Source organism: Nitrospinota bacterium, assembly GCA_016208975.1.
GTDB lineage: Bacteria > Nitrospinota_A > UBA7883 > UBA7883 > JACRLM01 > JACQXA01.
The window spans coordinates 1440442-1454057 of the sequence record JACQXA010000004.1; the positions used below are offsets into that span (position 1 = coordinate 1440442).

Sequence of the window (13616 nt, forward strand, 5' to 3'; positions counted from 1 at the left end):
ATCCCGCATTCCCTGTATAATCTTGCCTCAAGATAGGCGAGATGCGGCCCCTCGCATTGGGCCGCGGGATAGTCATTTTCAAGCGAGGCTGTATGAAAGAAGACCCAATTGTTAAACCCCTCCTGCAAAACCGTCACTTAAAGCGTCTTAAAGAGACCGTCAAACCCCTGCGCGACGGCATTACGAACCATCCTGTGTATTCGGCGGTGAAAACCATCGAAGACCTGAAAACGTTCATGGCCTGCCATGTGTTCGCCGTGTACGATTTCATGTGCCTGTTAAAGGCCCTGCAAAGCTCCCTTACCTGCGTGAGCGTCCCCTGGGTTCCCAAGAGCGAAAAACTGATCCGGCGGTTCATCAACCATATGGTGCTCGAAGAGGAGACCGATGAGGACGCCCGGGGCGGTTACGCGAGCCACCTGGAGCTTTATATCTCCGCCATGGAGCAGTGCGGAGCCGATACTGACCCCATAAACAGTTTTCTGGACATGGTTGGGCGGGGCGTTCCGCTGATGGATGCGCTGGACAAATGCGGCGCTCCGGAGCCATCCCGCCAGTTCGTTTCCACAACATGGAAAATAATAGAGACCGGCGAGACCCACAGGATAGCCGCCGCGTTCACTTTCGGCAGGGAAGACCCTATCCCGGACATGTTCCGTTCGCTCATCAAGGAGCTTCGCGCCAAGTTCCCTGGCAGGCTGGACATATTCGAGTTCTATCTGGAACGGCACATCCACCTGGACGAGGATTTCCACAATCCAATGGCAAGCCTTCTGGTGACACGGCTTTGCATCGAGGATCCGGTGAAATGGAACGAGGCGGCCCAAACCGCCGAGACCGCCATCATGGCCCGGAAAGCCTTGTGGGACGGAGCAAGGGGGCTTATAGAAGAGAACGCCGCCGCTACCGCAGGGAAATAGCCCGTGCTTAAGCCATAGGTAGTGTCTCAGTTTGAAAGTACAGGGGAGATTCTTCACTTACGCTCAGAATGACAATATAAAAGCCGTTGATAACATTGTCATCCTGAACGAAGCGCCTGCGAAGTGAAGGATCTGTCTGTTATTTGAGATTCAAACTGAGACACTACCAAGCCATACGGGCACTTGCTAGGGCTTGGCATTAGGCTTAAAATTCAGTTTGCCGCCGGAGTAGATCCATAACTCTGGCGGGAATTTTTATTTTTCCATAAGAACAATTCATTGGAAGACGAAAGAACCGTAAAGCTTAAAGAGCTGGCGACCAGCCTGGGGCTGGCCTTCAAGGATATTTCCCTGCTTAACAAAGCCCTTACCCACCGCTCTTACGCAAACGAACGGCAATTAAAATCCGTTAAGGACAACGAGCGGCTGGAATTTCTGGGGGACTCGGTTCTGGACCTGGTGGTGTCCCGCTATCTTTTCTTCCAGGGGCTCCACATGCGGGAAGGGGAGCTTTCGAGGATACGCTCCCAGATAGTGAATGAACAGTCGCTGGCGCGGTTCGCCCGGAGTATCCACCTGGGGGAATATCTTCTCCTGGGCAGGGGGGAAGAGGGCACCGGCGGGCGCGAGAAGAACTCCCTTTTGGCCAACGCCATGGAGGCGTTGATAGCCGCCATCTATCTGGACAGCTCCTTCGGCACGGCCTACCAGGCGGTTTTAAACCTTATCAAGGAAGAGCTGGACAAGGCGGCGGTGAGCCGGATGGAGACCGATTACAAGGGACTGCTTCAAAAACAGGCGAAGAACATGGGCGCCGCCGGGCTTCAATACAAGCTGGTGGAAGAGCAGGGCCCGGACCACGACAAACTGTTCAAGGTGCAGGTGTGGATGATGAACGAGCCTTTCGGGACAGGGGAGGGGCGCACAAAGAAAGAGGCGGAACAGGCCGCCGCCCAAGCCACCTGTGAAATGCTCGGCGCCAACAACCCCGGCCAGCCGCCGGTGGAAAATCCTGAGCCCGCCGATGAGCGTCATTAGAGTTTCCGAGATCTTTCTCTCCATCCAGGGGGAATCCACCCATGCGGGCAGGCCCTGCGTTTTCATACGGCTGGCCGGTTGCAACCTGGATTGCGCCTATTGCGACACCGGTTACGCCGCCAAAAGCGCCGGGGAGCCCATGGAAGTTTCCGCGGCGCTCGATAAGGCCCTGGCGCTCCGGGCGCCTCTGGTGGAGGTCACCGGGGGCGAGCCGCTTATACAGCCCGGCGCGGCGGAGCTAATTAAAGCCCTGCTGGACGCGGGGCTGGAAACGCTGGTGGAAACCAACGGGACGGTGGATTTAAGCCGGTTCGACCGCCGCGCGAAATACATAGTGGACATTAAAACCCCCGGCTCCGGGTCCGCTGGCTCCTTTCATGAGGCAAACTATGGCATGCTCCGGCCCGGTGACGAGGTGAAATTTGTGGTGTCGTCGCGGGAGGATTTCCAATGGGCCGCGGCGCTTTGCCGGGAACGGGGAATACCGGATAAAGCCATAGTGCTATTCTCGCCGGTATGGGGCAAAACAGACTTTGCGGAGCTGGCCGATTGGTTGCTGGCTTCCGGGCTGAACGCGAGGATGAATCTTCAGTTGCACAAGATAATCTGGGGCGGGGAAGCTAAAGGCGTTTAGGACTTGGTGCCGAAGGGGGGATTCGAACCCCCACACCCTTGCGGACGCATGACCCTGAATCATGTGCGTCTACCAGTTCCGCCACTTCGGCAACAAACCTCAATTATATCCCGCCTGAACATAAAATCAACGTTTTTGCTAATTGGATTGTCATGCTACCGATTGCCGGGCGGGAAGCGTTTTCCTCAAGCATGCATCATATTGAAACAACATCCCGGGCGGGTAGTGTCCCAGTTTGAAAGTACAGGGGAGATTCTTCGCTTACGCTCAGAATGACAATATAAAAGCCGTTGATAACATTGTCATCCTGAGTGAAGCGCAAGCGAAGTGAAGGATCTGTCTATTATTTGACATTCAAACTGGGACACCAGCCCCGGGCCAGTGGAAGTTGCGGCGGCGCCAAGGATAATGATAATTTAACCATTGGAAGTTTTTTGTTGTAACTGTTTTTAAAGGTGGCTTGTCCGCCGAACGCGAATAAGCTTTAACGGCCGGCCGCGCCGGGGGAAGGCGTTTGGGCCGGGGCCGTTTTTTATGCGTTATCGGATCCGAACGGTTTTAAAGGCCGCTCCGGAAGCTGTTCCGGCGGCGGTTGGGGGAGAATGAGGACTTCTACCGCGGTTATCCTGGCGGTTACCATTGTGTCCGCCGTGGGGATGTTCACCGCCTTCGCGGGGGCTGGCCGCACACAGTTTCTCCCGGCTCCGCTGGCCTCGGCCCATGCCCGGTTCGGTTATGGATGCCCGCTATGCCACGAACCCTGGCGGGGGCCGACCCAGACTATGTGCCTGAAATGCCATGCCCGGGGGCTTTATCAGGATTCGCACCCTTCCGGGAAACTGGCCAGTTCCGCTAAAGCCCAAACCCCCCCGGAACTTCGCGGATTAACCTGCATGGACTGTCACGGTGAGCATCGCCCCACAGCCCCCAAAGCCTATACCGGCCCCGACGGGCTTTGTGAAAAATGCCACGAGCCCGGCCAGATAAACCAGGATCACTCCCGGTTTTCCGGAGACTCCTGCGTAAATCCCGGTTGCCACACCTATCACTCCAGCATGAAGCCGGACAAGTTGGCGGAAAGCGGCAACGTTACCCTTAAGGCCATAACGGAAATTTGCCCCAAGCCCGCGCCCGCCAAACAATACGCCATCACGGCCGAAGAGGTGGTGAAGATGCGCTCCAGCCGGTTTTTCAAGGATAACCTTGTGGTGGCGGCGCAATACGAGATAAGCGCCCATTATGGCACCTCGGCCACTTGCGCCAAGTGCCATGCGGCCTACTTGGGAGTGGTGGACGAAAAACCGGAGATAACCGTATGCGCCCCCTGCCATGAAACCCAGGTGGACACTTATGTCACCGGCAGACATGGCGCGCCGGACATGGCTGTTTCCCCGGTATTCAGTGATAGCGCACGGATGGGATGCGGCGCCTGTCACGACGCGCACAACCTGCGGCTGGAGAAGGCGGGTGGCGAGGCATGCCAAACCTGCCATAAGGAAACCCATGCGGCCAATTTCGAGAAGTCCGGCCACAACAGGTATTTAACCGACCCCGTGTTCGCTGAAAAAGCGCTAAAGGGTGTAAATTGCGCCGGTTGCCACATGCCAAGGCTCATGGAGCTTAACGGCCACACCGACCATAACGAGACCGTCTCCGCCTCGTCGAAAGAGCGGATGGCGCTGGATGTGTGCTCCCGGTGTCATGGCCTGGGGTTCTCGTTGCAAAGCCTGTACGACGCCGAGGTGGTAAAGTCCGCATTCACCTACAGGCCCCTGCTATCGGTGGAAGGGTTGACATACCTTTTCGAACTGGCGGAAAAGAGGCAAAATATAAATAGTATGGCTGGTGGCCCGCAAACGGCCCCGGTTGAAGTATCCGCTGGAAATTAAAACAATGGACGAGTTCAGCAACCTGGAAGAAATGGCGGCCTTCCTTGAGAAAGCCCCGTTCTTTCATGGCGCGCCCCGCAAAGCGCTGGAAGACCTGGTAATAGACGGCGACATAATCCACATCCCCGCCGATGAAGTGATCATCCACGAAGGTGATTACGAGATGACCTGCTATGTCACCTTGAGCGGCCGGTTCAAGATTGAGGTGACAGATAAGGAGACCGGCAAAAAACGGCAGGTGCGAATCATAGGCGCCGGGGAGATAGTGGGGGAGATGTCGGTGCTTACGGGCAACCCCCGGTTCGCGGAAGTGTCATGCCTCGACGAGGCGGTGGCCCTCAGGATCCACCGGGAGGAGTTTCTGCGGTTTCTGGACGCCTCTCCGGAAATAAAGGAACGGATAGACGGGGATTACAGGAAACGCACCCTCGCATCGGCCTTGAGGAAGCTAAACGTTTTCTCACAGGTGGATGACGATTCCATGAACGCCCTGGCCGAGAAAGTGAAGCTTGTGACCCGGCAGAAGAACGATGTTATCTTCGCCAGTGGAGACGAGGCGGACGCGTTTTACCTCATCCGCGACGGATTCGTTAAAATGTCCCGTCCCATAAACGTGGACGAGCAATCCTTTTTCGACTCCCGGTTCAACAAGGCTTCATCCACCCTTTTGGAAAAGGCAGGCCCCAAGGAGTTCATAATGGCCTACCTGGGAGGGGGGTCCTATTTTGGCGAGAGGGCGCTATTCCACAAGCGCAAACGGGTGGCCACGGCCACTGCCATCACACGGCTGGAGCTTGTGATGATAGAAAAGGCGGAGTTCGAGGAGCTGATGCGCCGCCACCCGCTAGTGGCCGACAAGCTGAAAGCCCTGGCCGCCACCCGGTACTCCGATGAGAGCGTTGTGCGCAACGCCGCCAGCCAGGATGTGCTTACCTGGATAGAAAGCCACGACATCCTCGGGGCCGACACCATGTTAATCCTGGATTTGAACCAGTGCGTCCGGTGTCTCCATTGCATCGAGACTTGCGCCGACCTGCACGAGGGTGTGACGCGGATAACCCACAACGGCATCCGCTATAAGAATATTTTGATTCCCACCTCGTGCAGGCATTGCCGGGAACCCACCTGCATGATCGGTTGCCCCACCGGCGCCATCCAGCGGGATGTGAATGGCGAGGTGTTCCATACGGACGCTTGCATAGGTTGCGGCAACTGCGCGAAGCGTTGCCCCTTTGGCAACATAAGCATCGTAAAGGCGTTGGAAGGCTCCGGCGAGATGGGGCCCAGGGGCCAGTTGGGCCGGTGGATGAAAAGAGTGTTCGGAGTGGTGGATATGGAGCCTTCCGATGGCGCCGAGCGGCGCCGTGCGGTGAAGTGCGACATGTGCAAGGGGTTCGAGTATATGGGGTGCCAGCACAATTGCCCCACGGGCGCCATCAAAACCATTGTTCCATCGGAATTCTTCGCCAAAATGGCGGTGAAAATGGGCGCCCATGACTGAAGAGGCTAAATATCTACTGGCGCCGTTCATCGGCGTGTTGGCGGTGGTGGCCCTTGCTACCTGGCTGGAGCCTTTCGAGCCTCCGTTCGGATTCTTCGTCCATACTCCCGGCGCGCCGCTGGGCTGGAGCGCGTTGGCCCTGGGCGTTATGTCGGTGGCATATTCCGCCCGGAAACGGGTGTTTTTGCAAGGGCTCGGCCCCCTTATCTACTGGAAAGGCGCCCATGTGGCCGCCGGATACATATTCGTTGTGCTGTTTGTCCTGCACGCCAACGGCAAGGTGGGGCTTGGCGCCCAGTTCTTGCTTACAACGGTTTCGGCGGGAATAGTTATCACCGGGCTGTGGGGGATTATAAGGCAAGGACATGTTCCCCAGCTTATGACCAAAACGCTGGTGAACCCCGTTTATAAAAGCGAACTGGCCGACGCGGTGAATGTCGCGCTAAAAGAGATATCCGAAATGCTGGAAGGGCGGAGCAAAAGGTTTGACGAGGTTTATCAACGTCACATCCTGCCGTTCATCTCCATAAAATACCCCACGTTGAGCCATCACAAGGCCATGCTTCAAAGGTGTTTCGGCCCCGCCACGCTGGACCCCAACGCCGCCGTGATAGACGTGGCGGACCTGGATGTCCATGAAAAAGACATCTTTTACTCCATCGCCGAAAAAGCCGTGGACGCCCTTGAGATACGGGTTAGCCAGACCCACCAGCGCCAGATGAACCGCTGGCTGTTATGGCATATCGGCCTGTCGCTCATCATCGCCGTGGCGCTTTTCTTCCATGTATTGGCGGCGTTTTATTATTGAGGGGGGGGCGGTAGCCGCGCTAGACTGGATTAACCGTTGGAGAGTAATTGGAAGATGCCCAGGAAGAAAAACCCACGAACATTTACCGTGCTTATCGAACAGGATGAAGACGGATATTTTGTGGCTACCGTCCCGTCTTTAAAGAGCTGTTACACACAAGCCAAAACCCTTGAAGAGCTTTATCCACGCATAAGGGAAGTGATCGCCTTATGTATGGAGGAGGAAAAACCGGTTCAAATGAAGTTTATAGCGGTGCAACAGATGGAAGTTGTAGCGTAGGTATCGTCTATGCCTATGATGCCAGTCATTACCTCGAAGGTGATGACTTCTTTCCTCCTAAGTAAGGGCTTTGCCCTTATGCGCCAGAAGGGAAGTCATAAATTTTTCCGTCATCCTGATGGACGCACAGCTACAGTTCCCGAACATAAGGGGGAAGACTTGGGCCGGGGAATCACCAAAAAGATTCTCAACGACGCTGAATTGAACCAGGAGGATTTCCTGAAATGGCAAAACAAAAAGAAATGACGCGAAGATCAAAAACCACCAATGATCTAAAAGAAGCATGTGAGCATGTGAGCATGTGACATATGAGTATGTCATGTTGTGCTTAACTGCTGGATCATTAGAATCTGGAATGGCCAAGGAAGATTGGCTCAATAATGTGCTTTTTGAATCGTTCCTTGTTCACTTCAGGAATATGTATGATTTTTTCTATCCTCCGGGAAGTGCAAGGGAAGATGACATTCTGGAAGGCGATTGGTTTGATAATCCGGAACAACCATGGTCACCTGCGCCAATTGATTTGCTGGAAAAATGTAAAGAGAAAGTTCATAAAAAACTCGCGCATTTAACTTATGCTCGCCTTGAAGATGCTACCAATTGGGAATTCGCTAGGGTTGCCGGGGAAATTAAAAAACTCATGGCCTATTTTTTGGAAAAAGCGCCAGAGGGAAATATGGATGAGGGAATGCTGGCGTTGAAAAAACAATTTCGTGATTCTTCATCACAACCGGGGGTTGAAACTAACGTTTCAGGCGGGGTGGCTTTCTCAAGCAGGTTTTCCGATGAAGAGATAAAGAAGTATATTCGGCCTCTGTAGCATGTGCCCCATATTCAATGTTGCCAATCGCGTATTTTGGCTCTTTCGCTAAATTAAGTCACATAAAAACAGCAGGTTCCATTGACCTGTCCAAGTTCTGGCATCCCGCTCCCCGCCTCCCTCTGTTGATCGCGCAACTCGTTGTATATTCAGGCTATATAAACCGATATTTCCATTCCCAAACGCCAGTCCGGGTGCTATAATTTATCCCTTATTGTCTTCAATTTATTCTTATAGGCGTGACTACGCAAAAATGAACGAAATCAACCACGGAATTATACCTGTCGCCATCGAAGACGAGATGAGGAGTTCTTTCCTCGAATACTCGATGAGCGTTATCGTTTCCCGCGCCCTGCCGGATGTGAGGGACGGCCTAAAACCGGTCCACCGGCGCATCCTTTACGCCATGTACGGTATGGGGAACCTGCACAGCAGGGCGTACAAGAAATCGGCCCGAACCGTGGGTGAAGTGATAGCCAAATACCATCCCCACGGCGACGTGGCGGTGTACGAGGCGCTGGTGCGCATGGCCCAGACTTTTTCATTGCGCTACCCATTGGTGGACGGGCAGGGCAACTTTGGCTCCGTGGATGGGGACTCCCCGGCGGCCATGCGTTATACCGAGGCCCGGCTGGCGAAGATATCCGACGAGATTTTGGCCGACCTGGACAAGGAAACGGTAAATTTCGCCCCCAACTACGACGAATCCGAAAGTGAGCCTCTTGTGCTCCCCTCGCGCATTCCCAACCTGTTGGTGAACGGCGCCGGGGGCATTGCCGTGGGCATGGCCACGAACATCCCTCCCCACAACTTGCGGGAAGTTATCAACGGTCTAATACACATTATAGACAATCCCGGCTGTTCGGTGGACGACCTGATGGGGCATATCCCCGGGCCGGATTTCCCCACGGCGGGCGAGATTCACGGCTCGTCGGGCATCCGCTCGGCGTACCACACCGGCCGGGGGCTTATCATAATGCGCGCCAAGGCGCATATAGAGCCGATGGACAAGGGGGACAGGGAGCAGATAATAATCTCCGAAATCCCTTACCAGGTGAACAAGGCCCGGCTCATAGAAAAAATGGCCGAACTGGTGCGCGACAAGAAAATCCTGGGCATTTCGGATTTGCGGGACGAGTCGGACCGGGAGGGCATGCGCATAGTCGTAGAGCTAAAGCGGGACGCCGTGGGGCAGGTGGTGTTAAACCAGCTCTACAAACACACCCAGATGCAGGAAACTTTCGGCGTAATCCTCATAGCCCTGGTGGACGGCCAGCCTAAACAACTGAACCTTAAAGACATGCTCCACCATTTCGTGGAGCACCGGGTGGAGATCGTAACCCGCAGGACCCTTTTCGAACTTAAAAAGGCCCGGGAGCGGGAACATATCCTGGAAGGTTACGCTACGGCGCTGGATCATCTGGACGAGGTTATCGAGCTCATCCGGAAAGCCGCCTCGCCCGATGAGGCCCGGCGCCAGTTGATCGAGCGGTACGGGCTGTCTGAAATCCAGTCCAAGGCCATCCTGGAATTAAGGCTCCAACGCCTTACCGGGCTTGAGCGGCAGAAAATAGTGGACGAGCTGGGGGAAATCCGGGCCGATATCGAGCGGCTTGTGTTCATCCGGGACCATGAGGATGAAAAGCTCCGCATCATAAAGGCGGAGCTTGTGGAGATAGCGCAGAAATACGGCGACAGCAGGCGCACCCAAATCCTCCCCATGGAAAACGAAGTGGACATGGAAGACCTTATAGCCCGCGAGGACATGGTGGTAACCATATCCTCCATGGGTTATATAAAGCGCCTCCCGGTGGCCACATACCGGGCGCAGAAACGGGGCGGGAAAGGGGTTCGCGGCATCAGCATGAAAGAAGAAGATGACGTGAACGACCTGTTCATCGCCTCCACCCACGACAACATCCTGTTCTTCACCAATACCGGCCGGGTGTTCAGGAAGAAGGTTTACGAGGTGCCCGAATCCTCCCGCACGGGCAAAGGGAAGGCGGTGGTGAACCTTATCCAGCTCCAGCCGGAAGAGAAAGTGGCCACAATATTCCCCGTGGCTGATTTCATCCCGGGCACATATCTGGTAACAGCCACCAGGCAAGGCTACATCAAGAAAACGGATATGGAGGCTTTCTCCCGTATCCATTCCGGCGGCATCATCGCCACGGACCTGGAGGAGGGGGACGACGTGATAGCCGTCACCGTCACCAGCGGGGACAAGAACATACTTCTGGCCACAAGCCAGGGAATGTCCATAAAGTTCCACGAAAGCGATTTGCGCCCCTTGGGCCGGGTAACCCGGGGTGTCCGCGCCATACGGCTGGACGAGGGGGACACGGTGATGGGCATGGTGGCCGTGGCCCCGGAGGGGGAGCCCGGCTCGGTGTTCACCATAAAAGAGGACGGGTACGGCAAACGGTCGGAACTGGAGCGTTACCCCATCCAGGGCCGGGGCGGCAAAGGGGTTATAGACATCAAGTGCGACGCCGAATCGGGCCGGGTTGTGGGCATAAAGCTCCTGAAAGACACCGATGACCTGATAATCATCACCAAAGACGGCGTGGTAATCCGCATAAACTCCACCGATGTTTCGCTGATAGGCAGGAACACCAAGGGGGTGAGGGTGATAAACATAGCTGAAGGGGACAGGGTTGTCTCGCTGGCCAGCCTGGCATCCGAGGTGGAGGAGGCGGAGAAATCCGATACGGACGCCGAGGAGCCTGCCGCCATGGATGAGAACGGGCCTGTGGCGCAGGAGGAGGCGGAATGAGTTTCCTGACCCGGCATCTCTTGCGCCCGGTGGCGTTAGTCCTGACGCTTTTCGCCCTGGCCGGCTGTTCAGACAGGGTGCAGGAGCTATTCGACGATTCCGAAAAACTCTGGCTTGAAGGGCGGCATTCCGAGGCGGTTAGCAAGCTGAGGGTAATTGTTGAGGAATACCCCGATTCCTCCTTCACCAGCCACTCCCTTTACAAGCTGGGAGAAATTCATTATCTGGACCTCAACGAGCCGGAGAAAGCCATCCAGTTCTTCGCCAGGGCGGCGGAGCGGGAAAAATCCGGCGATTTGGCCTTGAAGGCCCACAACTACATGGGCGAGATATACGAGCAGGCGTTGAGGAACTACGACCTGGCCGTGATGCAGTACAAACGGATACTTACCGAGTTCAAGGGCCAGGTGAACGAGGAGGAATATTTAAGCCATATCGCCACCGCGTATTTCAAGAAGGGCGATTACAACCAGGCCATAGCCGAGTATCAGGCGGTAATAGCTAAAGCCCCCAGAAGCGAGTTTGCGCTGGACGCCAGCTACCAGATAGCCAACAGCAAATTCATCATGGGGGAAGCCAAGACCGCCCTGGACCTCTTCAGGAAGATCCTGCTGGAAAACCCTAAAAGCCGTTATGAGTATGATGTCCGCCTGGGCATAGCCATCTGTTACGAGGAGATGGACCAACTGCAAAAAGCCCTGGACGAATATAACGACCTGAAGAAACGTTACCCCGACAAACTGCTGATAGACCGGAAATTGGAATCCATACAAAAACGCCTGGCCAAGAAAGTGAAGTAACAGGCGATGCTTGACATCAGGCTTATCAGGGATGAAACGGCGGTTGTAGAGGCTGGCCTTGCCCGGCGCGGGGGGGCGGATTATGGCATTGGCGCCATCCTGGCCCTTGACGGGGAGCGGCGCGCAATCCTGAAAAGCAACGAGGAGCTTCTGCGCCAGCGCAACGAGATGAGCAAGCAGATCGGCGCGTTGAAAAAATCGGGCCAGGACACCACCCTCCAGCAGGCTGAAGTCCGCCGGATGGGCGATGAAATAAAAGAGAACGAGGCGAAGCTGGGGATAATCGAGAGCGATATCCGCCAGAAGCTTCTGGTTATCCCCAACATCCCGCACGTAAAAACCCCCGAGGGCAGGTCCGAGGAGGACAATCCTGAAATCCGGCGGTGGGGCTCCATGCCGGAATTTCCATTCACCCCCAAAAGCCATGTGGAACTGGGCGAATCGCTGAACATCCTGGATTTTCCCCGCGCGGCCAAACTTTCCGGCGCCAGGTTCGCCCTTTACCGGGGTATGGGCGCCAGGCTGGAGCGGGCGCTGATAAATTTCATGCTGGACCTGCACACCGGTGAGCATGGTTATAGCGAGATCCTCCCGCCGTTCATGGTGACGGGGGAGACCATGACGGGCACCGGGCAATTGCCCAAGTTCGTGGACGACCTTTTCAAGCTTGAAGGGCGCGACCTGTGGCTTATCCCCACGGCGGAAGTGCCGGTAACGAACATATACGCCGGGGAGATTCTGGAAAACGAATCGCTACCGGTCAAGATGGTGGCTTACACCCCCTGTTTCCGTTCCGAAGCCGGGTCTTACGGAAAAGACACCACAGGGCTTATCCGCCAGCATCAGTTCAATAAAGTGGAGCTGGTTAAAATAGTCCGCCCGGAAGAAAGCGACGATGAACTGGAAAAACTCACCGCCAACGCCGAGGAGGTTTTAAAACGGTTAAACCTGCCTTACCGGGTGGTGGCGCTGTGCTCGGGGGATTTGGGGTTCGCTTCCGCCCGCACTTACGACATAGAGGTGTGGATACCCAGCCAGGGCAAATACAGGGAAATATCCTCCTGCTCCACGTTTACAGATTTCCAGGCCCGGCGAATGAACTTGAAGTTCCGGCGCGACAAAAAAGAAAAAGCGGAGTTTTGCCACACCTTAAACGGCTCCGGCCTGGCGGTGGGACGCACGGTGGTGGCGATTATGGAGAATTACCAGCGGGCGGACGGCTCCATAGAAATACCACCCGCCTTGCGCCCATACATGGGTGGGCTGGATTCCATTACCGCTTCCAGACCGTGACCGTGCACGAATAAAATCCGCCCTCATGCCAATAAAGCAAGAGGGCGGGATTGTATGGTCGATGGTTAATAATGGGGATTTCCTCCTCCGGCGTTATCAGAATTGCCCTGGCCATCGCCGGAATTTCCATGGCCAACGTTTTCAGGCCTGCTTCCGGTATGGAACTCCGTATCGAAAGCATGGGTGTTGCCGATTCCCAAATTGCCAGGGTGGACGCCCAGCTCAATGGCAATCGTTCCCCAGCCCATTCCGGATTGCCGCATGGCGATAACCTCGGCCAGCGTTAGCCCGGAAGCGTCGGCTATGTTCTGGGCTATCTGAGTTTGCGTTTCGTTTTGAAGGGAGACGGCGGGATTTACTTCATAGGTAACGGACCATGTCGCGTCGCTTGAGGTTATTACCCCGTCAATATCCACATTATCGCCATCTATCACCGTAACCTGCGCCTGGGTCACTTCCAGGCCGGTTTCCCTGTCGATGACAATTATGGTGTAATCACCAGCCCTCACACCGGAGAAGCTGAAGGTTCCAGTTGAATCGGTGGTGGTCTCGTCCACAACAGCGCCGGTGGAATCGACAAGCTGGATGGTCACACTTTCATAGTCCTCAAGGGCTGTGGCCGGCGCCGTCAATCCCTTCGCGGTGGATAGGTCGCCGCCAAGGCTTATAGTTCCCGAAATTGTGTTGCCTTGGTTAGCGGACGACCCGCCTCCACTACAGCCAGCTACTATCATCCCCAAAATGACCACAGTACCGAGGATCTTCAAACATGCATTCATTGCCTGCCTCCTGGATTGGTTCTATGGCTTACTTTCAGGATAAACGGCGTGGAGTTGGAAAACGAATAAAAAAAGGACG

General features: G+C 55.4%; 13 protein-coding genes and 1 tRNA gene. 12 read left to right on the top strand and 2 right to left on the bottom strand.

Translation table 11 applies throughout. The features are described from left to right. Positions 1 to 92 precede the first annotated feature (92 nt). The 3 genes from HY751_10610 (at position 93) to HY751_10620 (ending at position 2592) form a co-directional block, all read left to right on the top strand. On the top strand, positions 93 to 920 hold the full coding sequence (locus HY751_10610) for a DUF3050 domain-containing protein (GenBank protein MBI4666846.1): 828 nt from the start codon (positions 93 to 95) through the stop codon (positions 918 to 920). 279 nt (positions 921 to 1199) lie between these two features. Continuing rightward, entirely contained in the window at positions 1200 to 1958 is a 759-nt protein-coding gene (gene rnc, locus HY751_10615; protein MBI4666847.1) for a ribonuclease III, read from the top strand. Continuing rightward, positions 1945 to 2592, top strand: coding sequence for a radical SAM protein (locus tag HY751_10620; protein ID MBI4666848.1), 648 nt, complete (start codon positions 1945 to 1947; stop codon positions 2590 to 2592). Before rnc ends, HY751_10620 begins: the two co-directional genes overlap by 14 nt. Positions 2593 to 2596: 4 nt before the next feature. On the opposite strand, the gene HY751_10625 is transcribed toward HY751_10620, so the two are convergent. Beyond that, a tRNA-Leu gene (locus HY751_10625) sits at positions 2597 to 2683 on the bottom strand. Positions 2684 to 3194: 511 nt separating this feature from the next. Here HY751_10625 and HY751_10630 point away from each other — a divergent pair. From HY751_10630 to serS, 9 genes are all read left to right on the top strand, one after another. After that, entirely contained in the window at positions 3195 to 4481 is a 1287-nt protein-coding gene (locus tag HY751_10630; protein MBI4666849.1) for a cytochrome c3 family protein, read from the top strand. A gap of 4 nt (positions 4482 to 4485) precedes the next feature. After that, positions 4486 to 5982: a cyclic nucleotide-binding domain-containing protein gene (locus HY751_10635; protein ID MBI4666850.1), complete on the top strand. Its 1497-nt coding sequence runs from the start codon at positions 4486 to 4488 to the stop codon at positions 5980 to 5982. Next, the gene (locus tag HY751_10640; protein MBI4666851.1) at positions 5975 to 6790 is read left to right on the top strand and encodes a hypothetical protein; all 816 of its coding nucleotides are present in this window, start codon (positions 5975 to 5977) and stop codon (positions 6788 to 6790) included. Before HY751_10635 ends, HY751_10640 begins: the two co-directional genes overlap by 8 nt. 54 nt (positions 6791 to 6844) lie before the next feature. Further along, entirely contained in the window at positions 6845 to 7069 is a 225-nt protein-coding gene (locus tag HY751_10645; protein MBI4666852.1) for a type II toxin-antitoxin system HicB family antitoxin, read from the top strand. 9 nt (positions 7070 to 7078) lie between these two features. Continuing rightward, positions 7079 to 7315: a type II toxin-antitoxin system HicA family toxin gene (locus HY751_10650; protein ID MBI4666853.1), complete on the top strand. Its 237-nt coding sequence runs from the start codon at positions 7079 to 7081 to the stop codon at positions 7313 to 7315. 109 nt (positions 7316 to 7424) lie between these two features. Beyond that, complete coding sequence (locus tag HY751_10655; protein MBI4666854.1) at positions 7425 to 7889, top strand: hypothetical protein; 465 nt, start codon at positions 7425 to 7427, stop codon at positions 7887 to 7889. Between the two features lie 253 nt (positions 7890 to 8142). After that, a complete protein-coding gene (gene gyrA / locus HY751_10660; GenBank protein MBI4666855.1) occupies positions 8143 to 10665 on the top strand; it encodes a DNA gyrase subunit A in 2523 nt (840 codons plus the stop codon). Next, positions 10662 to 11465 (top strand): tetratricopeptide repeat protein, encoded by an 804-nt coding sequence (locus HY751_10665; GenBank protein MBI4666856.1) that lies wholly within the window; start codon positions 10662 to 10664, stop codon positions 11463 to 11465. The genes gyrA and HY751_10665 overlap by 4 nt, the downstream gene beginning before the upstream one ends. Before the next feature lie 6 nt (positions 11466 to 11471). After that, a complete protein-coding gene (gene serS, locus HY751_10670) occupies positions 11472 to 12758 on the top strand; it encodes a serine--tRNA ligase (protein ID MBI4666857.1) in 1287 nt (428 codons plus the stop codon). Between the two features lie 65 nt (positions 12759 to 12823). On the opposite strand, the gene HY751_10675 is transcribed toward serS, so the two are convergent. After that, positions 12824 to 13537 carry a carboxypeptidase regulatory-like domain-containing protein gene (locus HY751_10675; GenBank protein ID MBI4666858.1) on the bottom strand — a complete coding sequence of 238 codons (714 nt, stop codon included), beginning with the start codon at positions 13535 to 13537 and terminating at the stop codon, positions 12824 to 12826. Between the last annotated feature and the right edge of the window lie 79 nt (positions 13538 to 13616).

Bases quoted from the DNA above. Each gene is read 5' to 3' on its own strand.
- serS (MBI4666857.1), top strand. From the start codon at position 11,472: ATGCTTGACATCAGGCTTATCAGGGATGAAACGGCGGTTGTAGAGGCT.
- HY751_10610 (MBI4666846.1), top strand. From the start codon at position 93: ATGAAAGAAGACCCAATTGTTAAACCCCTCCTGCAAAACCGTCACTTA.
- HY751_10620 (MBI4666848.1), top strand. From the start codon at position 1,945: ATGAGCGTCATTAGAGTTTCCGAGATCTTTCTCTCCATCCAGGGGGAA.
- HY751_10675 (MBI4666858.1), bottom strand. From the start codon at position 13,537: ATGAATGCATGTTTGAAGATCCTCGGTACTGTGGTCATTTTGGGGATG.
- HY751_10655 (MBI4666854.1), top strand. From the start codon at position 7,425: ATGGCCAAGGAAGATTGGCTCAATAATGTGCTTTTTGAATCGTTCCTT.
- gyrA (MBI4666855.1), top strand. From the start codon at position 8,143: ATGAACGAAATCAACCACGGAATTATACCTGTCGCCATCGAAGACGAG.
- HY751_10650 (MBI4666853.1), top strand. From the start codon at position 7,079: ATGCCTATGATGCCAGTCATTACCTCGAAGGTGATGACTTCTTTCCTC.
- HY751_10630 (MBI4666849.1), top strand. From the start codon at position 3,195: ATGAGGACTTCTACCGCGGTTATCCTGGCGGTTACCATTGTGTCCGCC.
- HY751_10640 (MBI4666851.1), top strand. From the start codon at position 5,975: ATGACTGAAGAGGCTAAATATCTACTGGCGCCGTTCATCGGCGTGTTG.
- HY751_10635 (MBI4666850.1), top strand. From the start codon at position 4,486: ATGGACGAGTTCAGCAACCTGGAAGAAATGGCGGCCTTCCTTGAGAAA.
- HY751_10645 (MBI4666852.1), top strand. From the start codon at position 6,845: ATGCCCAGGAAGAAAAACCCACGAACATTTACCGTGCTTATCGAACAG.
- HY751_10665 (MBI4666856.1), top strand. From the start codon at position 10,662: ATGAGTTTCCTGACCCGGCATCTCTTGCGCCCGGTGGCGTTAGTCCTG.